Consider the following 22269-nt stretch of genomic DNA (forward strand, 5'->3'; position numbering starts at 1 on the left):
GCAACATTTGGCCGGTTACGCCACCGGCAACTTCAGCGATTCTGCCATCGCCTCGCGCATCAGGTACTTCTGCACCTTGCCCGTCACCGTCATCGGGAACGCATCGACGAAGCGCACGTAGTGCGGCACCTTGAAGTAGGCAAGGTGATGGCGGCAGTAGCTCTGGATCTCCGCCTCGCTGGATTCGCAGCCCTCGCGCAGGCGTACCCACGCGCAGACCTGCTCGCCGAACTTTTCGTCCGGCACGCCGAAGACCTGTACGTCCAGCACCTTGGGATGGGTATAGAGAAACTCTTCGATCTCGCGCGGATAGATGTTCTCGCCGCCGCGGATGATCATGTCCTTGAGGCGACCGACGATGGTGCAGTAACCCTGCTCGTCGATCACGGCCAGGTCGCCGGTGTGCATCCAGCGCGCTTCATCGATGGCTTCGCGGGTGCGCGCTTCGTCTTCCCAGTAACCGAGCATCACCGAGTAGCCGCGCGTACACAGTTCGCCCGGCGAACCACGCGGCACGATCCGGCCCTGCTCGTCCACCAGCTTCACTTCCACGTGCGGATGGATACGACCCACGCTGTCCACGCGCCGTTCCAGCGGATCGGTGGTGATGGACTGGAAGCTCACCGGGCTGGTTTCCGTCATGCCATAGGCGATGGTCACCTCGCTCATGTGCATCTCGCTCACCACGCGGCGCATCACCTCGATGGGACACGGCGAGCCCGCCATGATGCCGGTGCGCAGCGAGCTCAGGTCGAAGCGACGGAACTCGGGATGCTCCAGCTCGGCAATGAACATGGTCGGCACCCCGTGCAGGCCGGTGCAGCGTTCGTCCTGCACCGCTTCCAGCGTAGCCAGCACGTCGAAGCCCTCGCCCGGAATCACCATGCAGGCGCCGTGCGTGACGCAGGCCAGGTTGCCCAGCACCATGCCGAAGCAGTGATAGAACGGCACCGGTATGCACAGCCGGTCCTGCTCGGTGAGCCGCATGGCCTCGCCGATGAAGAAGCCGTTGTTGATGATGTTGTGGTGCGTGAGCGTCGCGCCCTTGGGTGCACCGGTGGTGCCGGACGTGAACTGGATATTCACCGGGTCGTCGAAACTCAGTTCGCTTTCCACGGCACGCAACTGCGCCATGGCGTCGTCGTCGGCACGCGTGCCCAGCTCAAACCACGGCCGCGTACCGGCGACGGTTTCGTCGTCCAGCAGGATGACGTCGCGCAATGACGGCAAGCGCTCGGACTGCAGTTCGCCAGCGGTAGCCGTCGCCAGTTCGGGCGCCAGCTCGATCAGCATGTCCAGGTAGTGCGAACTCTTGAATCGTCGCGGCAGCACGAGCGCACGGCAACGCACCTTGTTGAGCGCGTACTCCAGCTCATGCAGGCGATACGCCGGGTTGATGTTCACCAGAATCAGCCCGGCCTTGGGCGCAGCGAACTGCAGCACCACCCACTCGTAGCGGTTGGGCGCCCAGATGCCGATGCGGTCCCCGCGCTGCAGGCCCAGCGACAACAGGCCGGCGGCGACGCGCTCCACTTCCGCATGGAATTGCCGGTAATCAAGGCGGATGCCCTGCGACCTCACCACCAGCGCCGGTTGCTCAGGATGCGCGGCCGCGATGCGGTCCAGCAGGCTACCCACGGTGTCGCCCAGCAGCGGCTGCGAACTGACACCGTGGACGTAGCTCGCAGCAGGCATGGCGGGATTCTCTGGGGCCGGGGATCGAGCATAGCACCGGGTTTGCAAGGGCCGCGAAGCTATCGACCTTGGTCGCAAACCGGCTCTCCCGACCGCGGAACGACTTGGTAGGATCGGGGCACCACCTGCGGAGACCTCCCATGCGCCTGACCTCGCTCGCCCTGGCCGTAGCCACCGTCATTGCCGGCACGGCCCACGCCGCCGACACCACGCAACTCGTGCAGGGTGAGCTGCCGCAGGTTACCGCCTGGCGACGCGACATCCACCAGCATCCCGAGCTCAGCAATCGCGAAACGCGCACGTCGGCGCTGGTCGCCGCGCAACTGAAAAGGCTGGGGCTGGAGGTGCACACGGGCATTGCGCACACCGGCGTGGTCGGCATCCTCAAGGGTGGCAAACCGGGGCCGAAGCTTGCCATTCGCGCGGACATGGATGCGCTGCCGGTGACGGAGGAAGTGGATGTTTCGTTTGCATCGAAAGCCAAGGGCGAATACCGCGGCAAGCAGGTGGGCGTCATGCACGCCTGCGGCCACGATGCGCACACCGCGATGCTGCTGGGCCTGGCCACCGTGCTCGCCGGCATGAAGAAAGACCTGCCGGGCGAAGTGATGTTCGTATTCCAGCCCGCCGAGGAAGGCGCACCGGCAGGCGAGGAAGGCGGTGCCTCCCTGATGCTGAAGGAAGGCGTGTTCCGCGACTTCAAGCCCGATGCCATGTTCGGCATGCACGTGGTCAGCTCGCTCAACGTCGGCACGGTGGCCGTGCGGCCCGGCCCCACCATGGCCGGCTCGGACTGGTTCAAGATGGTGGTGCACGGCAAGCAGACACATGGCGCGATGCCGTGGAACGGTGTCGACCCCATCGTCACCTCGGCCGAGATCATCAGCGCCGCGCAGACCATCGTCAGCCGCAAGCTCAATATCGGCGACCTGCCCGCGGTGCTCAGCTTCGGCATCGTCGAAGGTGGCGCGCGCTACAACATCGTGCCCGACAAGGTGGAACTGCAGGGCACGCTGCGCACCTTCGATGCCGGCATGCGACAGCAGGCGATGGACAACCTGAAGAACATCGCCGAACACATCGCCCAGGCGAACGGCGCCACCGTGGAAACCGAGATCCCCGTGGGCGACAGCAACCCGGTGCTGGTCAACAATCCGGCGCTGGAAGCGCGTGTGCGCAACAGCATTGCCACGGCCATCGGTGGCGATCATGTGATCGAGGCCAAGCCGTGGATGGCATCGGAAGACTTCGCCTATTTCGCCAAGGAAGTACCCAGCGTGTATTTCTTCGTCGGCGCCACGCCCACCGGGCAGGATGCGCTGAAAGCGCCTGCCAACCATTCACCGAAGTTCTTCATGGACGAAGGTGCGATGAAGGTTGGCATGACCTCCATGCTGCAGGCCACGCTCGACTACCTCAACGGCCCGGCCTCCTGAAGGAAAACACGCGCCCGGCTCCCCGGCGGTTCTGGACCCGCCGGGAAACCGGGCGACATGCCCCCTCTCAGTGCGCCACGTAGCTGGCGACCAGCTGCACGTTGGCGAAGGCTTTCACGCCGTTGACCCGGACGTACCACGTATCGGCGACAGGTGCCGTCTGCGTCACGGCTTCGTTGTTGGTGTTGGGCTTGGCCGAAGTGAAGTCGGCATTGCCGCCACTCAGCATCACGGGTACGCCCTGCTTCACGTACAACGACACATCACCCGTGCCACCCACGGTGCGAATGGCCAGGTTGGTGGCATTGGCCGGCACGGTGACGGCGTAGAGCAAAGACGTCCCCGCGTTGCCCGATATCGCCACTGCCTTGCCATTGGCCAGGGGCACCGGCGCTGCCGTCATCGCGGCGCTCACTGCGGCCTGCACGGCTGCGTTGGCATCCACCACACCTGCACCCAACGGATGGGCCATGGCCAGCGGGAACGGCCGGACCGAATTGACCAGCGCCTCCTCGATCTGCACCGGGGCCAATGCCGGCAGGCCGGCGGCCTTCACCGCTTCGATCATCAGTGCGACCACGCCCGCCACGTGCGGTGTGGCCTGCGACGTGCCGGCCATTTCACCGTAGATGGGATTGCCCGGCACGGTAGTGCCGTCGTTGAGCGTGGACCAGACGAAACCCGCATCCATCTGATTGGGATAGTTGACCGGATCGTCATTGACGTAGATGCCGCCGCCGGGTGCCGCGATGGATACGCGGTTACCGAAGTTGGAATAGAACGCCGCCTTGCCGGTAATGCCGACGGAGGACACCGTGATCACGCCGGGACAGCTGGCCGGCGAGTAGTTCTCCGTGTTGTCCGTGTTGTTGCCGGCGGCGACCACCACGGTCACGCCACGCTGAAGCGCACCGGCGATCGCGGTACCGAACGCATCGCTTGCCTCGCAGCTGCCAGGACCGCCCAGGCTCATGCTGATCACCTGCGCAGGATTGGGGTTGGCCGGCATGCCAGGCACCGTGCCGCCCGAAGCCCAGGTAATCGCATCGGCGATATCCGACGTCGCACCGCCACAATGACCCAACGCGCGCAACGGCAACACCTGCGAACCCGGCGCCACGCCCGTGACGCCCACGCCATTGTTGGTGACGGCCGCAATGGTGCCGGCCACGTGCGTGCCGTGCCAGCTGCTGTTTTCCACGCCGCAACCCATGGCCGAGCTGGTCCAGTCGCCGGTATCCCAGCCACCGGATACGCGACCATTGGTGGCGCGACCGGACGTTGCGGCGTCAGTGATGAAGTCGTAACCCGCATTGGCCAGCGCCAGGTTGAGATCGGGATGCTGCGTCACGCCCGTATCGATCTCCGCCACCACCACGCCCGTGCCATCGCGGCTCGGCCAGGCAGAGGATGCATTGCTGCCGCCGTAGTTCGCGTAGCCGGTGGTGTCGGTGCCGATGGTTTCCATCGTGCCCGTGCCAGGACGCATATGCCACTGATACGCGAAGTACGGATCGTTCGGCGTGCTGGTGCCCACGGCAGCGGTCTTGACCGTGCCGGCGAGGATGTCCTTGACGATGTGCATGCGCACGTCGGGTTCGACATGGGCCACCGCAGGATCCGCCGCGATCTGCTGCATCAGCGCGACGGCCTCGTTGCGGCTCAGTTTGCGGCTGGTATGCACCACGTCGGCACCGATACCGAGCTTGCGCTTCCACTGCACGCTTACCGCGTTGGAAGGCGTGGCCTTCTGCGAGTTGGCGTCCAGCTTCGCGCGGGCCACCGCCACGCGGACATTCTGCTCGACGGCGTTGCCGTTGCCGCGTTCCACGCTGCCGTCACGATAGGTAACGATGAAGCCATCGACCGTGTCATGGGTGCCCATGGTCGACGCATTGATGGTTGCGCCGGTGGCGGTGACGATGGATGCGGCGTGTGCCGCCGAAAAGCCCAGTGCCGCGGCCAGTACGGCCACGCGGCAGACAGTAAGGTGTTTCATGCATGACTCCCGGACAGGATGAGTGAGCAGGCAGGGGCGCCCGCGAAGGCGCCCCGACCCGTTACCAGCTGAAGCCGCCGCCAACGCCGACGGACGATTCGGACCCCGACACCGACGCACCCACCGACACGCTCGCGTGGTTGCTGGCGAATGCGCGCTGATAGCCCACCGCGAACGCACCCTGGCCGTTGTAGTTGCCGGCACCGAAGCCGACGCGGTTGTCGCCGGCCAGGTTCGACGTATTGGCCGTCATCTACGCCATGGCCGACCCCATCGCGCCCACGCGATCCAGACGCTGGTTGACGTTGTTGAACTGATCGTTCATCTGCTGCCGCAACGCACCCACGCCGGAGTTCGCGTCGTAGTTGGCGATGGCCTGGTTGGTATAGGTATTGGCCGACTGCAGCGTCTGCTGTGCGGACGCATCGGTATAAGTCTTGGCCGTCGCCAGTGCCTGCGTGACCTGCGCACCGACCTGCCCGACGTTGGCGGCATCCGTGGCGTTCACACCCGCTGCCACGTTGACGATCTGACGCTGGTTGGTAGCCGTGCCCACCGACACGGTGTTGGCCTGGCTGGCCACCGAGCCCTGGCCCAGTGCCACCGCGTTGGCCGCCGTGGCGGAAGCGCCCTGGCCGACGGCCGTGCCCGACGCTGCCGATACCGATGCGCTCTCGCCCACGGCCACGGCGTTCGTTGCCGCGGCGGCGATGCTGGTGTTGGCACCGACCGCCGTGCTGCCGTCCGCATTGACCTTCGCATTGCCACCGAACGCGGTGTCGTTCGGACCGTGCGCCAGCGCACCACCACCCACCGCGGTACCGTTGTCGCCGCTCACGCCCGTGCCCACCGCTGCGCCATTACCGATCGCCACAGCGTTGTTGCCGTTGGCGCTGGCATTGGCCGGCGTGCCACCTTGGCCGTTCACGGCGAAGGTGCCAGGCATGCCACCGCCACCCGTGCCGATCTGCTGGCTCAGCGTGGTGTAGTCGTTGGTGAGCGTGGACAGCGCACCATTGATGGCATTCGTCGCATTGGTGAACTGACCCATGTTCACCGCGTCCGTCGCCTGTACGCCCGCTGCAACGTTGTGGATCTGCGTGCCGTTGGTGCCACCCAGCGTGATGCCCGCCTTGGTTGCATCGGCATACGACACGGCAAGCGAATTGCCGTTGCTGTCGAACACGCCGGCCGATTGCAATTGCCCCAGGTTCACCGCGTCGGTCGCTTCCGTACCAGCGGCCACGTTGGTGATCTGGCGTTCCGCACCCACCGCACCCACCGACACTGAGTTGGCCCGATCAGCCACGGAACCGGCGCCGAGTGCCACGCTGTTGTCGGCGGTGGCCGTGGCACCGTAACCGATCGCCGTGGCGTAGCCATTGGTGGTCATGGTCGCGGCGCCGCTGCCGATGGCGGTATCTCCCGTACCCGCGGCGTATGCACCCGAGCCGGTAGCAAGGGAGTAATCACCCTCGGCATCGGCGTTGTAACCGCTGGACAGGCTCTGCATGCCATTGGCCATCGCGTTGTTGCCAAAGGCCTGCGATTGCACGCCGGACGCCGCCGCCCCCACGCCTACCGCCATCGCCTGATTCGCAGTGGCACTGGACGATGCACCGATAGCCACCGTATCGCTGATGTCCGGCGTGGGAAGTGGTGGGGTGGACTGGTTCTCCGTACCGCGCAACGGATCGCCTGCGGTGGCGCCATTGCCGATGGCCATGTTGTTGCTGCCGGTGCCACCGCCTGCCCAGGCGTTGGTGCCGATGGCCTGGTCATTGGTCCACGCGGCAACCGCGTTGTAGCCGACCGCCACGGCACCGGTGCCCCAGGCCACGCTCTGCGCGCCGATCGCCGTGCCCTGGATCAGGTCGCCGCCCGCCGAGCCGTTGGCAACGGCATTGCGGCCGATGGCAACGCTGCTGTCGCCGTTGGTGTAGCTCTGGTAACCGATCGCGACCGCACCCGCGGTCTGGTCGGCATTGCTGTAGCCAACCGAGCCGGGCGTGACGGCAGAGTTGGAATAACCCGTAGCCGAACCCGCCGCGGTTGCGCCAGCACCCATGGCCACGCTGAAATCGCCGATCGATTGCGCACCGGCACCGTAAGCGCTGGAACCCACGCCGCTGGAACGCGCCATGCCCTGGCCGCCTGCGCCACCCGGACTGACGACACCCACACCGTTGACATCGAGCCAGCCACCCACTGCCGTGGAACCCGGACCGATCGCATAGCTGCCTGCACCGATCGCCACCGCGCCTTCACCGTAACCAATCGCCTGCGTACCGATGCCGATGGCATTGATGCTGCCCTGTGCCAGGCCCGCGCCGTAGCCAATGGCTACGCCGTACTGGCCACCGTAGGCGATGGCATTGGCGCCGATCACCACGCTGCCGGTGGCGTTCTGCACGAAACCACCCGACGCTGTCGTCTGCACAGCTTCTGCGCCATAACCGATCACCACGGCGCCATCGGCACCCACGTCGGCAACGGCACCGCCCACGCCGGACAGCGCCGAGTTCCCCGACACCGTACCGCCGCCCGCGGAGATCGCGATGCTGTTGACGGCCAATGCCTTGCTGTTGGAGCCCATGGCGGTCGAACCATCGGCGGTCGTTTCAGCGCCGTTGCCGATGGCCATCGAATAGGCGCCGTAAGTCGTGGCACCCTGACCCATGGCCATCGAACTCGCTGCCTGCGCCTGCGCACCATCGCCCACGGCCAGCGAGTAGTCGAGCAAGGCATACGCCTGATAGCCCACGGCCGTGGCGCCGACCACGCGGGTGTTGTTGTTGTAATCACCCACGAACGAGCCAGCGCCCACCGCGGTGGACTGCGTGGCGCCCATGATCTCGCTGCCCGCACCCATCGCTGTGTTGTTGCCAAGACCCAGATAGTTGCCCGGCCCTGCGATGATCTGCGTGTTGGGGCCAATGGCCACGCTGTTGGAGATGGCGTAGCCCGTCGCACCCACGGTCGACTTGTAGCCCATCGCCATCGACGAAGAACCACCTGCCAGCGTGGAATATCCCAGCGCCATGGTGTCGCTGTAAGTCGCTTGCGCACCGTTGCCGAGTGCGATGGAGTAGCTGCCGCCCGCCGTGGTCGAGATGGCTGTTGCCGATGGGCTGCTTGCATTGCCGATGGCGATGGAACCGAGTGCCGTCGCCTGCGCACTGCCACCAATGGCCATGCTGTTGACGCCGGCAGCCGTGGTCACCGCACCATTCGCACTCGGACTGCCGATGGCCAGGGCGTAGTTGTTCGTGCTCTGGGCGCCCTGACCCACGGCCATACTGTTGGTGCCCTGTGCGCTGGCCGCCGTACCGACCGCCATTGCCGCCGCACCTGTCGCCAGCGCTGCCTGGCCCACCGCGATGCCGGTGTCCGTGGCAGCGCTGGCGCCCGCACCCAGCGCCACGCTGTTGGCGCCGGTGGCCACTGCTGCCGTGCCCACGGCTGTCGCGCTGTTGCCGACGGCGTTCGCTCCCACACCCATCGCTGCACCGTTGTCGCCCTGCGCCTGCGCACCCGTGCCCAACGCCATGCTGTTGGCACCAGACGCCGTTGCATTGGCACCCATGGCCACCGCACCGTTACCGACGGCGTTAGCGGCGCTGCCGACGGCCGTGCCGTTGTCGCCCTGCTCCTGCGCACCGGCGCCCAGCGCCGTACCGTTGCTGCCCGTGGCCACCGCGCCCGAACCCATCGCCGTGTCGCTGCTGCCAGCCACCGTTGCGTTGGTGGTGCCACCTGCCGCAGGACCCGACATGGCCCATGCACCCGAAGGATCAGCCACCACCACCGTGCTGCCGGTGGCAGCGGTGGGCGTAGGTGGTGTCACGGTCGGTGGCGTAACGGCGGCGAAGGCACTGTTTGCCACCGCGCAGCCCAGCGTCAGCGCCACGACGGCCGCAAGTTTGCGCGAGCTTCGCGCGCGACCTTTGCCTTCCATACGTGCGAGTTCGGAAGCCACCACCATGGCGCCCAGCGACGGGCTCCAGATCTTGCTGTAGATCGTGTTCACCAGTTTCCTCCCCGAATGGCCGCCGGCTGCGTAGCCGCTCCCACGGCAGGCGTCATGCGGCCTCCCCACGGCCGATGACGCCAACGCTGACCCGCGACAAGCCTTGACGTGAGACGCAACTACGTCCCGTTTGTGTGATGCGGTCCGGAGATTCGACGAGGCGCGAAGGCAAGTCACGCACGCTCCCACACCAGCAGCACGCAACTCTCCAAGCTCACCAAAATTTTCTCTTGCTCACGCGAAGCAGGCGGGGAAGAATGAATAAAAGAGGTCGTGTCATCCGATGGGGATCGGTCAGGCACGGTGGAAGTAGGCAGTTTTCAGGGGGAATGCGTGACCATTCCAGGACTACGAGCCGTCAGGGAATGGCTGGACAGGGCGCCTACACGCGACCCTGTCGACCGTCTCAACGCTCGGTTCATCCAGATACTCATGATCGCGACCGGGTTGCAGGCGCTGCTGGTGCGCGTCTACTACATCGTCGTCGAACCGGCTTTGGCATTGCCTGCGGTGTGGTCCATCGCCGACATCACTGATCTCGGCGCGGACCTCGGCATCGTGATCGGCGCATGGGTCGGCGTGATGATGATCCGGCGCGGCCGCTTCAATCGCGGCATCCAGTTTTTCCTGTGCGTTTACCTGCTCACACTGGCCGCGAACTTCGCCACGACCGGGTACCGCCACGCGCCACCCGACCCCACGCCCACCCTTCTTCTCGCCATCGGCGGCGTGGTGCTTGGGCGACGCACGCTGTGGACGGTGTACTTCGCCATCATCGGCTGCTTCGCGCTGGGACAACTCGGTGACGCGTGGTGGCTGCCAGGACCGAGGCACCCCTTCTGGTGGTCGTTTCACGCCTTGCCGATGCTGATCGTGGCGTACCTGATGGTGGGCTTCGCCATCGACTGCACGACGCGTGCACTGCGACAGATGCTGTCCGATGCCGTGCAGCGCGGCGAGGCGCTGGCACGCACCAACGAATTGCTCAAGACCGAAATGGAAGAGCGCGAACGCACGCAGAACCAGCTCATTCATTCGCAGAAACTCGATGCCATCGGCCGCGCGGCCAGTGGCGTCGCCCACGATTTCGACAACGTGCTGAACGTGGTGCTGGGTTACGCCGCGCAACGCGAACAACTGGCGGACCTCGGCACGCCTGCCCTGCTCAATGCCATGCAGGGCATCGAACTGGCGGCGCTGCGCGCGCTCACCATCAGCCGCAAGCTGCTCAACTTCAGCCGGCAGGAAGTGGGCGTAAGCCAGGTGTTCGACGCGGCCACGGCTGTGGCGGAACTGGAGCCCATGCTGCATCAGCTGCTCGGCACCTACATCCAGCTCGAGTGCCGGATGCCGGCCATCGAACTGCCGCTGCAGCTTGATCGTGGGCAGTTCGAACTGATGATCCTCAACATCGCGGCGAACGCACGCGACGCCATGCCCGAAGGCGGCCAGTTCACGCTGCATCTGGAGGCCGACAGCGGCTCTCGCTCGGTAAAGCTGACCCTGGCCGATTCCGGCACCGGCATGAGCGACGATGTGCGCGCCAAGGTTTTCGAGCCGTTCTACACCACCAAGCCATTCGGCCGTGGCACGGGACTGGGGCTTTCCGTGGTAGCCAGCATGGTTGGTGCGGCACACGGATCCATCGACGTCGTCAGTGCGCCCATGCATGGCACAACCTTCATCATCCGCCTGCCGATTTACGGCGCGCCGATGACATCTTCACTGTTGGACGTCCAAACGGAATGCGACGCTCAGGACTCGCTGGCGAAAAGATAACCCTGACCGCGCGACGTGAGCAGCGGCAGCGGCTGGCCTGCGGCATCCTGTGCCTTGCGGCGCAGGCGGTGCACCATCATTTCGAGACGGTGCGGATCGAACTCGTAGATGTCCGAGGTAAGCGCGCTGATCAGCTTTTCGCGCGACACCGGCTCGCCACGCACTGCCATCAACACACGCAGGATGCATCGCTCCGGCGCCGTCAACGGCAAGGCATGGCCTGCAGGCGTCACCAGGCACCAGTCATCCGTATCCAGGCGCCAGCGGCCGAGGCCCGCCGACGGCGGCGATGAGCCGCCCACGCCTGGCGCACCGGCAAGGCGTCGCGCCACGCTGTGCAGCGTCGCTGCAAGAACTTCGATGTTCACCGGCTTGTTGAGAAACGCATCGGCACCGCGCGTCAGCGCCGTGACGTGATCGTCCATGCCGGTATTGCCGGTGAGCATGACGATGCCAAGCGTGGAGATCTCGCGCAGGTGGCGCACCACATTGAGCCCGCTTTCATCAGGCAGGCCGATATCGAGCACCACCATGTCGAAGCGACGCGTCAGCATGTGGCGATAAAGATCCGCCGCCGAGCTCGCACCCGTCACCTGGAAGCCGAAGTAGCGCAGGCCAGGAATGATGATGCCTTCGCGCAGCTGCGCATCATCCTCCAGCACACCGACGTGCCACGCGCGGTCGAGCGTCCGTGTGGTCATTTTCTGGGTTCCGTCGTTCATGCGGCGTGCTGGCGAAAGTGGCGTGGAAAGTGTTGACACTCTGCGTGCGCGGCAACCGTCCCGTCAACAGTGAATTCAGGCCTTTTCTCGATTCCGATGCATTGCGCACAAGGACTTGCGTGCGTTTGTGTGGGCTGCGTGAGCATCGGTGAGGAAGGGTGTGGGTAGGTGCGTGTGTTGTGCGCCGCGTCTGGTGAAAGCTGGATTGAAGCCGTCACCCGGCTAGCACGTTGCGTTGCAGACCAGGAGAAGCCTCGCGGCGCGGGGCGTGATTCCCGGGATCGTCGCTAGTCGCCCGCGCTTGGGGAAGCGCGTGACGGACGTTCATTCGCATCGGGGCCGTACCGGCCCCGCACATTCCGGGGATCCAAGATGTCCAGTCGCATTCGCAAGACCCGCGCAAGCCTGCCCGCCTTCAAAGCCGCGCTGCCCGTGGCCCTCGCCCTCGCCTTCAGCCCGCTGGCGGCGCACGCCGCGGACTGGGCGCCCACGCACAGCCACGCTGCCCTGTTGAAGACCGTGACCAGCACGTCGGCCGGCGCCAACAAGGCTGCGGTTACGCACACCAGTTACAAGGTCAATCGTCGCGGCCTGCCGCAAGTGCAGTCGATGGTGACCGCGCTGGACAACAGCAAGCCGCTGCACATCGCCGTGAGCCTGAATCTGCGCAACACCGATCAGCTGCAGGCCTTCATCAAGGACGTCAACACGCCGGGCACCGCCGTGTTCGGCAAGTTCCTCACGCCCGATCAGTTCAAGGCGAGCTACTCGCCGACTGACGCGCAGGTTCAGGCCGTGATCGCGCATTTGCAGAAGTCCGGCTTCACGCATGTCTCCGTGTCGCCGAATAACACGCTGGTCTTTGCGGACGGCAACGCGGCCACCGTGGCCACGGCATTCAACGCCACCATGAAGACCTACTCGGAGAACGGCAAACAGCGCTTCGCCAATGACAGCGAAGTGATGGTGCCGCAGGCACTCGGTGGCATCGTCGGCGCGGTGATCGGCCTGCAGAACATCGAGCACAAGCACCCGATGAACTTCCTCGGCAAGCCCGTGACGGAAACGGCGAGCACCACCACCCAGGCCACGGGCACGGCGGTGACGCATCCGACCACGCAGTTCCCGACGATCTACGACGCCGGCAACACGCCCACGGCATTCAACACCACCGTGGGTATCGTGACCTGGGGTGACGTCTCGCAGACGCAGGACGACCTGAACCTGATGACCGCATCGCAGGCCATGCCCACCACCAATGTGCGCGTGGTGCCGGTACCGCTGGGCAGCGCGGTCGACTTCTCGGACGATCCGGCTTCGGACACCGAATGGAACCTCGATTCGCAATCCATCGTCGGCGCCTCCGGCGGCGTCAAGCAGCTGGTGTTCTACACCGCCGCGAACGGCAAGGATGGTGCAGCGGATGAAGAGCTCACCGACGCGGGCATCACCGCTGCCTACAACGCTGCCGTGACCGACAAGACACCCGCCAAGGTGATCAACGTGTCGCTGGGCGAAGACGAAACCGTGGCCAACCAGAGCGGCACGCAGACCGCGGACGATGCCATCTTCGTGCAGGCCGTGGCGCAGGGTCAGACCTTCTCGGTGGCCTCGGGTGACCAGGGTGTCTATGTGAGCTCGGGCGGCGAATTCGCCAGCCCCACCGGCGTCGTGTTCCCCTCCCCGTTCAGCCTTTCCAGCTATTCGGTGAGCGAACCGGCCACGTCGCCCAACGTGATTGCCGTGGGCGGCACCGAACTGATGACCAACGGCACCGCCTGGGCCGGCGAGACCACGTGGAACGATGGCGTTGCACAAGCCGATGACGGCAACCTGCGCATCTGGGCCAGCACCGGCGGCAAGAGCCTGTTCGAGAACGCGCCGGCGTGGCAGGCCTCGGGCCTGGGCGCCAGCGTGCGCCAGGTACCGGATATCGCCTATGACGCATCCTCGGTGACGGGCGCGCAGATCATCATCGGTGGCCAGCGTTACTCGGTGGGCGGCACCAGCCTTGCATCGCCGATCTTCGTGGGCGTGTTCGCGCGCGTGCAGACCTATGCGAACAACTCCATCGGTTTTCCGGCCAGCATGATGTATCGCGATTTCCCCACTCACGCGTCGGTGCTGCATGACGTGACCTCGGGCAACAACGGCCTGACCGCGAACGGCACCACCTATGGCTACAACGCTGGCACCGGCTGGGACTTCACCACCGGCTTCGGATCGCTGGACATCAGCCAGTTCAACGCGCTGGCCTACACCTGGGGCAATGGCAGCCCGGCGACCACCAACCCGCCGGTCGTACCCACCACGCTTACCAACGGCGTGGCGGTGACCACGCAGGGCCAGGCGGGCAGCAGCCAGCAATTCGTCCTCAATGTCACGGGCACGCCGACTACCCTGCTGATCCGCACGACGGGCGGCAGTGGCGACGTGTCGCTGTACGTGAAGCGCGGCAGCGCAGCCAGCGCCACCTCGTATGACTACTCGTCGGTGCATGCCAACTCGAACAACGAGTCGGTGGTGGTTCGCGCCCCTGCTGCGGGTACTTACTACATCACGGTGACGAGCCCGGCCATTTTTACCGGTGTGACGGTGCAGGGCACCTACAACTAAGTGGCCATCACCGGTCCGGCGCCCCGCCGGGCCGGTGGTTCACCACACCTCTGATTTCGAATCCGTGGACGTGCCTACGTTCACCGGCCCCGTATTCCTCGCGTGCGAGCAGACCCTTCAACGGCTGGCATCGCCGCAATCCCAGTGGGAGAACAGCATGAACACCATTCACAGCAAGGTATGGAATGCAGCGCGCGGCACGCTAATCGTAGCGAGCGAACTGGCAAAGGCGCGAGGCAAGGCCAGCCATAGCCGGCGCATGCGCGCTGCGCTTGCCGTTGCCTCGCTTACGCTTGGCACGGCGCTGTCGGGCGGCGCCATGGCCGCAGACAGCGCGGTGACGTCATCACCCACGCCATCGGTTCAGGTCACGCCGCAGATCGTCGTGACGGGTGGCAGCTACTTCGCCGCCGATGGCGCGGGCGATGGCAGCGACGATGCTTCGGTAACCGGCCCCCTGGGCGTCGCTGCGGGCGCATTGAGTTCGGCCGTTGGCAACAGCAGTGCCGCCCTCGGCTATGGCAGCCTGGCGAATGCCGACTACAGCACCGCCGTCGGCGCGCTGAGCACGGCCATGGGCAACAGCAGCGTGGCACTCGGTTATCTCAGCTTTGCCAATGATGACTACAGCACGGCGGTCGGCGGCCAGACGCTCGCCATCGGCCAGGGTGCCGCCGCATTCGGTTACCTGTCGTCCACGGGTGCGAACTACGCCACCGCCATCGGCTACGCGGCCAACGCCGGCAACCTCAACACCGTCGCCGCCTGCGCCAACGCACAGGCCACTGGCTTGAGCAGCGTGGCGATCGGCGGCTACGTGGTGGATGCCAGCGGCAATCCGAAATCGACCGACCTGTCGGGCAACCCCATCGCCGCCGTAGCGTCGGGCGACTACGCCGTGGCCGTCGGCCCCGGTGCACAGGCGACGGCGCATGGCGCCACTGCCATCGGCGTGGGTGCGAACGCCTCGGCGCAGAACAACGTGGCCATCGGTAACAGCGCAGTATCTAGCGGCAGTGATTACACGGTGGCGCTGGGTACGGCGGCGCAGGCCACGGGCGATGCCGCCGTGGCCATCGGTGCCCAGTCCAATGCCGCAGGCGCTTACGCCACCGTGGTTGGCCTGCAGGCTCAAGCCCTTGGCACGGGCGATGCTGTCGTTGGCCTCGGTGCAGTCGCCGCCGCCGACTATGCCGTGGTCAACGGTTTTGCCGCGGTATCGACTGGCGCGGTGAGCGTTGCCGTCGGTGCGGGGTCCAGTGTGTCGACTGATCAATCCGTGGCGGTGGGTGCGAACACCGCGATCACCGGCACGCAGGGCACTGCCTTGGGTTACGCCGCTGCCATCAGCGGTGCGCAGGGTACCGCTCTCGGCATCGGCACCTCGGTCACCAGCAACAACGCCGTAGCCATCGGCGCGGGCTCCGTAGCCAGCCGCGACAACACCGTGTCCGTCGGTGTCGCCGGCGGCGAACGCCAGATCACCAACGTGGCTGCCGGCACGCAGAACACGGATGCCGTCAACCTGAGCCAGCTCAACCAGGCGATTGCCGGCATCGCCGGTGGTGGTGCGAATCCCCTGGCCGTGGCCTATGACGACAACACCAGGACCGGCATCACGCTTGGCGGTGCCAGTGGCACGCAGATCCACAACGTCGCGGCGGGTACGCAAGCGAACGATGCGGTGAACATGGCGCAGTTCACCACTGCAACCAATGCCATCACTGGCCAGCTGTCGACGCTCGACACCGAGTACACCACGCTGAGCCAGCAGTTGGGCAGCGGCGGCAGCATGCCTTCGACCATGGCCATCGGCGGTTCCACCACGGCGTCGGTGGCGGCGAACTCCAATAGCGTGGCCGTGGGTTCCGGCGCGCAGGCCAACGGCAGCAGTAACGGCACCGCCATGGGTGGCGGCAGTTTCGCTGCCGGTCCGAACGACACGGCGCTGGGTGGCAATGCGCAGGTGAAGGCAGACGGCAGCACGGCGGTGGGCGCCAATACGACCATCGCAGCTGCCGCGACCAATGCGCTGGCGGTCGGTGAGAGTGCGGCAGTGAACGCCGCCTCCGGCACGGCGCTTGGCCAGGGTGCGTCCGTGGCTGCCAACGCCAGCGGCAGCACGGCCGTTGGCCAGGGCGCATCAGCCACGGCAGCGAATGCTGTTGCGCTCGGCCAGGGCTCGGTTGCCGACCAGGCCAACACGGTGTCGGTGGGCACGGCCACCCATCAGCGTCAGATCGTCAACGTTGCCGCCGGCGTGAATGCCACCGATGCGGCCAACGTGGGCCAGGTGAGCACCCAGGTGCAGGCCGCCATCGCCACTGCAAAGACGTATACGGACGCCAGTGCGCAGCAGACGCTGAACTCCGCCAACGCGTACACCAACCAGGCCATCACCAACTACGACGCGAACTCCGGCGTGGGCGCGCTGCGCCAGGAAATGAACGACCAGTTCACCCAGGTCAACAAGAAGATCAATGACCAGGGCGCGATGGGCGCGGCGTCGACGCAGATGGCGATCAACGCGGCGGGCGCCACCGGCATCGGTCGCATTGCCGCCGGCGTGGGTTACCAGGGTGCGCGCTCGGCCCTGTCGGTGGGCTACGCAGCACCGGTAGGCAGCGCCGCGCACATCAGCGTGGGTGCCACCACCAGCGGATCGCAGACCTCGGTGGGTGCCGGTTTCGGCATCGACCTGTAAGCAGCACGCGGCGGCGATGCTCTCCCTGGTCGCCGCTTTTCCGCAACCCCGGTGCCGACGCGCCGGGGTCTTTTTTTTCGCAGCGACGACCTCCCGGCCTGTTGCCTGGCGCGGCATTCCCGGGCCCCGGATCCCGAAATTCGTCAGGCGAATGCAAGCCTTCTAGTACTTTTGTCACGGTCATCACGCGGCCGTCATACGCATACTCGGGGCTTACATCGATCCAAGCCTGGGGAGTTTCATGCGTCGCCTTCTGACCCTGCTGATGGCCGGCAGCCTTGTGCTGTCGCCGTTTTCCACGACTCTGGCGAAGGATGCGCCGACTGACAAAAAAGCCGCCAGCAAGGACGACGACGGCCAGCCGCCCAGCACCGAGACCGCGGTGCGCAGCAAGCACAGCGTGAGCATCAACGGTCGTTCGGTGTCTTACACCGCCACGGCCGGCACGGTCATCATCCGCGACGACAAGGGCGAGCCGCAGGCCAGCGTGTTCTACGTGGCCTACACGGTGGACACCGGCAAGGCGGAGAAGCGTCCGGTGACCTTCCTCTACAACGGCGGCCCCGGTTCGTCGTCGATGTGGCTGCACATGGGTTCGTTCGGCCCGGTACGCATCGCCACTGCCAGCCCCGCCGCCACCGCACCGGCGCCGTACAAGCTGGTGCCCAACAGCGACAGCCTGCTCGACAAGACCGACCTGGTGTTCATTGATGCGGTGGGCACGGGCTATTCGCGCCCGCTCGGCAAGGCCGAGGGCAAGGACTTCTGGGGCGTGGATCAGGACGTGTCCGCCTTCGCACGCGCCATCCAGCGCTACGTGACCATCAACAACCGCTGGAACTCGCCGAAGTTCCTCTACGGCGAAAGCTACGGCACCACGCGTTCCGGCGCGCTGGTGGACGTGCTGCAAGACAAGGGCATGGCCTTCAACGGCGTGATCATCATGTCCTCCATCCTCAATTACGGCATGCGCATGCCGGGCTACGACGAGATGTTCATCGGCTACGTGCCCAGCTATGCCGCTGCCGCGTGGTACCACAACAAGCTCGCCAACAAACCGGCGGACCTGAAGACCTATCTCGACCAGGTGCGTGCGTTTGCCCGCGGCGCCTACGCCACCGCGCTGGCCAAGGGCCAGGACGTGCCGCCTGCCGAAGCGGACGCCGTGGCGCGCCAGCTGGCGGCGTACACCGGGATGTCGGTGGACTACATCAAGGAAGCGAACCTGCGCGTGGATCCGTCGCGCTTCCGCAAGGAGCTGCTGCGCAACGAACGCCGCACCATCGGCCGCTACGACGCACGCTTTGAAGGCACCGATGAGGATGCCGCCGGCGAAACGCCTGACTACGATGCCTCCGATACCGGCATCAGCGGCGCCTTCGTCACCGCCTTCCACGATTACGTGAGCAACGAACTGAAGTACCAGAGCAACCTGGACTACCGCCCCACCTTTGGTGACATCGGCAAGGCCTGGGACTGGAAGCACCAGGCGGCAGGCATCAAGCGCCCGCTGCAGACGGCCTACGTGGCCGGCGACCTGGCGCATGCGATGCGCACCAACCCGAACCTGCAGTTGCTCTCGGTCAACGGCTACTACGATTTCGCCACGCCGTTCTTCAACACCGAGTACGACATCTCGCACATGAACCTGGAGCCGTCGCTGCGCAACAACGTGCATTTCCTGTACTACCCGTCGGGGCACATGATCTACCTCAACACCGAGGCGCTGAAGGATCTGAAGGGTGATCTGGCGCGTTATTACGACGCGACGACGCATTCGTGATTGCCTCGCCTGACCACAGGCTTACCTAAACGTCATTCCCGCGAAGGCGGGAGGGGCTTTTCAACCGCCGAAGGGCGGGTCATCCAGTGACTTTTCCGCGCCGTCTCAAAGGCACTGGATCCCCGCCTGCGCGGGGATGACGGTGAGGAAAAACATACGCACCGAAAGCCGCGATTCGGCTTCGAGGAATCAAACAACATGCGCCAGCTTCCCCTCGCTTCTCTCGCACTCGCCACGTTGCTCGCCCTGGGCGCCCTGCCGCTGCACGCCGCCGACACGCCCAAGGACGCGCCCAAGTCCGAGCAGGGCGACAAGGACAAGAAGACCGACGACAACGACCAGCCGGCACCGCCCGAGCATGCGTCCGTCACCAAGCACAGCGTGCGCGTGGGCAACCGCACCATCAGCTACACCGCTACCGCGGGCCGCATGACCATCCGCGATGACAAGGGCAAGCCCACGGTGAGCTTCTTCTACGTCGCTTACACGGCCGACGGCGGCAAGAACAACAAGCGCCCGGTGACGTTCTTCTACAACGGCGGCCCGGGTTCGTCGTCGATGTGGCTGCACATGGGCTCCTATGGCCCGGTACGCGTGGCCAACGATGGCGACAAGCCGATTCCGCCGGCGCCGTATCGCTGGGTGCCGAACGAGCAGAGCCTGCTGGACAAGAGCGACCTGGTGTTCATCGATGCGCCCGGCACGGGCTATTCGCGCCTGGTCGGCAAGACCGAAGGCAAGGACGTGTGGGGCGTGGACCAGGACGCCGAAGCGTTCAACAAGTTCATCACCCGCTATGTCAGCGTGAACAACCGCTGGAACTCGCCGAAGTTCCTGTTCGGCGAAAGCTACGGCACCACGCGCTCGGCCGTGCTGGTGAAGTCGCTGCAGGAAAGCGGCATGGAGTTCAACGGCGTGGTCCTGATGTCATCGATCCTGGACTTCTCGGTAGCCGCACCGGGCATCGACCACGGCTACGTGGTGAACCTGCCCACCGAAGCGGCGATTGCCTGGTATCACAACAAGGTGCCGAACAAGCCGGCCGACATCAATACGTTCCTCGCTGAGGTTCGCCGCTTCGCTTCGGGCGACTACACCCTGGCGCTGGCCAAGGGCGATGCCATCGATCCGACGGAAGCCGACCGCGTGGCCAGCCAGATGAGCCGTTACCTCGGTTTGTCGCCGCAGTACATCAAGGAAGCCAACCTGCGCGTCAGCCCAAGCCGTTTCCGCAAGGAGCTGCTGCGCAACGAGCGCCTTACGGTTGGCCGTCTGGATGGCCGTTTCCAGGGCATCGACCCGGACGCCGCCGGCGAAACCCCCGACGGCGACACCGCCAGCGACGCCATCACCGGCGCCTACGTGGCCGCGTTCAACCAGTACGCCGCCACGGAGCTGAAGTTCACGGACGACCGTGCGTACCTGCCCAACAACTACGCCGCCATCGGCCGCAACTGGGACTGGAAGCGCAAGAAGAACGGCGGCTGGCTGCAGGCCACCTACGTGGGCGACGACCTGGGCGACGCCATGCGCCGCAACCCTCACCTGAAGGTGTTCTCCGCAAACGGGTACTATGACCTTGCCACGCCGTTCTATGCGACCGAATTCGACCTGACCCATCTCGGGCTGGAACCGACCGAGCGCAAGAACATCTCCTACGGCTTCTACCCCTCTGGCCACATGATCTACCTGGACCAGACGTCGCTGCAGGCGAGCAAGGCGGACCTTTCCCGTTTCTACGATGACGCAGCACCGTGACCAAGCTTCCCCCGCATTCCCCCGATGCACCTGAAGAACAACCCGTAGACCCCTCGCGACGCCGCCTGCTTGGCGGCCTTGCGCTGGGCGGCGCCGCGCTGGCACTGGGCGGCACCGACACGCTGGCGGCGGCCGAATCGGCCGCCCCCGTGGCGCCGGCCGCGATCGACGAAGCACTGCGCAAGCAGGTGCAGAAGGTGGTGGTGATCTACTTGGAGAACCGCAGCTTCAACAATCTGTTCGCCGAATTCCCGGGCGTGGAGAAGCCGCTCAGCGCACTCAAGCCCGACGATTACCTGCAGCGCGATCGCGACGGCACGGTGCTGAAGACCCTGCCGCCGGTCTGGCATGGGTTGGCGCCGCACAAGCAGACGGTGAACCATCGCACCTACCAGGTGATGGAAGACGACCTCACCGGTTTGCCGAACGTGCCGTGGGCACTGCGCACCGGCAACGGTGACCCGCTGCCGCACGGCGTGGTGACGCGCGACCTGGTGCATGCGTTCTACGAGAACCAGCGCCAGATCAACGGTGGCAAGAACGACGGCTTCGTTGCCTGGGGCGATACCGGCGCCATGGTGATGGGCCATTACGAAGACAGCGCTTCGAACCTTCGCCTTTGGCAGCTCGCGCAGCAGTACACGCTGTGCGACAACTGGTTCATGGGCGCGTTCGGCGGCTCGTTCCTCAACCACCAGTACCTGGTGGCCGCGCAACCGCCGTTCTATCCGGATGCGGACAAGAGCCCCGCGCAGTTCAACATCGCCGTGACCGAAAGCGGCAAGGCCGACGATACGCGCCTGAAGCTGGCCAGCGACTCCCCGGGCAGCGCCATGCAGGGCAAGGCGAAGTACGCCTCGCGCAGCCAGCTCACGCCCGATTTCTGGGCCGTGAACACCATGATGCCGCCCTACCAGCCGACCAGCACGGCGTCAGGCACGCACCCGGAACTGGCTTCGGAAGACAGCCCCAACACCTTGCCGCCGCAGCTGCACAAGACCATCGGCGACGCGCTGTCGGCCAAGGGCGTGGACTGGGCGTGGTACGCCGGTGCGTGGCAGCTGGCACTGGACGGCAAGGGCGATGGCGACGAACACCAGTTCCCGCAGCGCCCCAACTTCCAGATCCACCATCAACCGCTGAACTACTTCAAGAGCTTCGCGCCGGGCAGCGAGGCACGAAAGCAGCATCTGCGCGATGCCGGCGTCGGCGAAACGTCGAAGACCAACCACTTCCTTGCCGACATCAAGGCCAATCGCCTGCCTGCGGTGAGCTTCTACAAGCCGCAGGGCGACCTGAACATGCACGCGGGTTACTCGGACGTGGACACGGGTGACCGGCACGTCATGACCATCGTGAACGCGTTGCAGAAGTCGTCGGCGTGGAAGCACACCCTGGTCATCATCACCGTCGACGAGAACGGCGGCTGGTGGGATCACGTGGCGCCGCCCAAGGGCGACCGCTGGGGTCCGGGTTCGCGCATTCCCGCGCTGATCGTGTCGCCGCTGGCCAAGAAGGGTCACGTGGACCACACCATCTACGACACCGGCTCCATCGCGCGCTTCCTTACCCGCCGCTTCGGGCTGGAGAAGCTGCCTGGCCTGACCATGCGCGAGGACGCCATGGTGGCCGCCGGCGGCCCGCCGCCGGGAGATCTCACCAACGCGCTGGATCTGAAGGCGTAACACCGGCGACTCCCGTGGGAGCACCCTGTGCGCGACGTGCTCCCCCCAAGGGAACGCACGTC

General features: G+C 65.6%; 12 protein-coding genes. 7 read left to right on the forward strand and 5 right to left on the reverse strand.

Features of this window, described 5'->3' with window-relative positions:
- Positions 1-15: 15 nt before the first annotated feature.
- Complete coding sequence (locus H8F01_RS08890) at positions 16-1695, reverse strand: AMP-binding protein (protein WP_187058672.1); 1680 nt, start codon at positions 1693-1695, stop codon at positions 16-18.
- A 140-nt stretch (positions 1696-1835) separates the two neighbouring features.
- On the opposite strand from H8F01_RS08890, the gene H8F01_RS08895 reads away from it, so the two are divergent.
- On the forward strand, positions 1836-3131 hold the full coding sequence (locus H8F01_RS08895) for an amidohydrolase (protein WP_187058673.1): 1296 nt from the start codon (positions 1836-1838) through the stop codon (positions 3129-3131).
- 67 nt (positions 3132-3198) lie between these two features.
- Here the strand turns inward: H8F01_RS08895 and H8F01_RS08900 are convergent, their stop codons facing one another.
- From H8F01_RS08900 to H8F01_RS21955, 3 genes are all read right to left on the reverse strand, one after another.
- A complete protein-coding gene (locus H8F01_RS08900; RefSeq protein WP_187058674.1) occupies positions 3199-5130 on the reverse strand; it encodes a S8 family serine peptidase in 1932 nt (643 codons plus the stop codon).
- Between the two features lie 61 nt (positions 5131-5191).
- Positions 5192-5383, reverse strand: a complete 192-nt coding sequence (locus H8F01_RS08905) for a YadA-like family protein (protein ID WP_187058675.1) — start codon at positions 5381-5383, stop codon at positions 5192-5194.
- A complete protein-coding gene (locus H8F01_RS21955; RefSeq protein ID WP_187058676.1) occupies positions 5384-9160 on the reverse strand; it encodes an ESPR-type extended signal peptide-containing protein in 3777 nt (1258 codons plus the stop codon). It abuts the gene before it with no gap.
- 432 nt (positions 9161-9592) lie between these two features.
- Between H8F01_RS21955 and H8F01_RS08915 the strand changes: the two genes are divergently transcribed.
- The gene (locus tag H8F01_RS08915; RefSeq protein ID WP_187058677.1) at positions 9593-10939 is read left to right on the forward strand and encodes a sensor histidine kinase; all 1347 of its coding nucleotides are present in this window, start codon (positions 9593-9595) and stop codon (positions 10937-10939) included.
- Here the strand turns inward: H8F01_RS08915 and H8F01_RS08920 are convergent.
- Positions 10915-11640 carry a response regulator transcription factor gene (locus H8F01_RS08920; protein WP_238481199.1) on the reverse strand — a complete coding sequence of 242 codons (726 nt, stop codon included), beginning with the start codon at positions 11638-11640 and terminating at the stop codon, positions 10915-10917. The two genes, H8F01_RS08915 and H8F01_RS08920, sit on opposite strands and share 25 nt — an antisense overlap.
- Before the next feature lie 393 nt (positions 11641-12033).
- Here H8F01_RS08920 and H8F01_RS08925 point away from each other — a divergent pair, with 393 nt between their 5' ends.
- The 5 genes from H8F01_RS08925 (at position 12034) to acpA (ending at position 22207) form a co-directional block, all read left to right on the forward strand.
- Complete coding sequence (locus tag H8F01_RS08925) at positions 12034-14277, forward strand: protease pro-enzyme activation domain-containing protein (RefSeq protein ID WP_187058679.1); 2244 nt, start codon at positions 12034-12036, stop codon at positions 14275-14277.
- A gap of 157 nt (positions 14278-14434) precedes the next feature.
- A complete protein-coding gene (locus tag H8F01_RS08930) occupies positions 14435-16981 on the forward strand; it encodes an ESPR-type extended signal peptide-containing protein (protein WP_187058680.1) in 2547 nt (848 codons plus the stop codon).
- A 241-nt stretch (positions 16982-17222) separates the two neighbouring features.
- Positions 17223-18764: a S10 family peptidase gene (locus H8F01_RS08935; RefSeq protein WP_187058681.1), complete on the forward strand. Its 1542-nt coding sequence runs from the start codon at positions 17223-17225 to the stop codon at positions 18762-18764.
- 198 nt (positions 18765-18962) lie between these two features.
- A complete protein-coding gene (locus H8F01_RS08940; protein WP_187058682.1) occupies positions 18963-20522 on the forward strand; it encodes a S10 family peptidase in 1560 nt (519 codons plus the stop codon).
- Positions 20519-22207: an acid phosphatase gene (gene acpA, locus H8F01_RS08945; RefSeq protein WP_187058683.1), complete on the forward strand. Its 1689-nt coding sequence runs from the start codon at positions 20519-20521 to the stop codon at positions 22205-22207. Before H8F01_RS08940 ends, acpA begins: the two co-directional genes overlap by 4 nt.
- The last annotated feature ends 62 nt before the right edge of the window (positions 22208-22269 follow it).

Source organism: Dyella telluris, assembly GCF_014297575.1.
In the GTDB taxonomy this organism is placed as follows: domain Bacteria; phylum Pseudomonadota; class Gammaproteobacteria; order Xanthomonadales; family Rhodanobacteraceae; genus Dyella; species Dyella telluris.

What these genes read in the sequence shown, in the direction of transcription:
- H8F01_RS08890 (WP_187058672.1), bottom strand. Translation starts at nt 1,695, where the DNA reads ATGCCTGCTGCGAGCTACGTCCACGGTGTCAGTTCGCAGCCGCTGCTG.
- H8F01_RS08895 (WP_187058673.1), top strand. Translation starts at nt 1,836, where the DNA reads ATGCGCCTGACCTCGCTCGCCCTGGCCGTAGCCACCGTCATTGCCGGC.
- H8F01_RS08900 (WP_187058674.1), bottom strand. Translation starts at nt 5,130, where the DNA reads ATGAAACACCTTACTGTCTGCCGCGTGGCCGTACTGGCCGCGGCACTG.
- H8F01_RS08905 (WP_187058675.1), bottom strand. Translation starts at nt 5,383, where the DNA reads ATGACGGCCAATACGTCGAACCTGGCCGGCGACAACCGCGTCGGCTTC.
- H8F01_RS08915 (WP_187058677.1), top strand. Translation starts at nt 9,593, where the DNA reads ATGATCGCGACCGGGTTGCAGGCGCTGCTGGTGCGCGTCTACTACATC.
- H8F01_RS08920 (WP_238481199.1), bottom strand. Translation starts at nt 11,640, where the DNA reads ATGACCACACGGACGCTCGACCGCGCGTGGCACGTCGGTGTGCTGGAG.
- H8F01_RS08925 (WP_187058679.1), top strand. Translation starts at nt 12,034, where the DNA reads ATGTCCAGTCGCATTCGCAAGACCCGCGCAAGCCTGCCCGCCTTCAAA.
- H8F01_RS08930 (WP_187058680.1), top strand. Translation starts at nt 14,435, where the DNA reads ATGAACACCATTCACAGCAAGGTATGGAATGCAGCGCGCGGCACGCTA.
- H8F01_RS08935 (WP_187058681.1), top strand. Translation starts at nt 17,223, where the DNA reads ATGCGTCGCCTTCTGACCCTGCTGATGGCCGGCAGCCTTGTGCTGTCG.
- H8F01_RS08940 (WP_187058682.1), top strand. Translation starts at nt 18,963, where the DNA reads ATGCGCCAGCTTCCCCTCGCTTCTCTCGCACTCGCCACGTTGCTCGCC.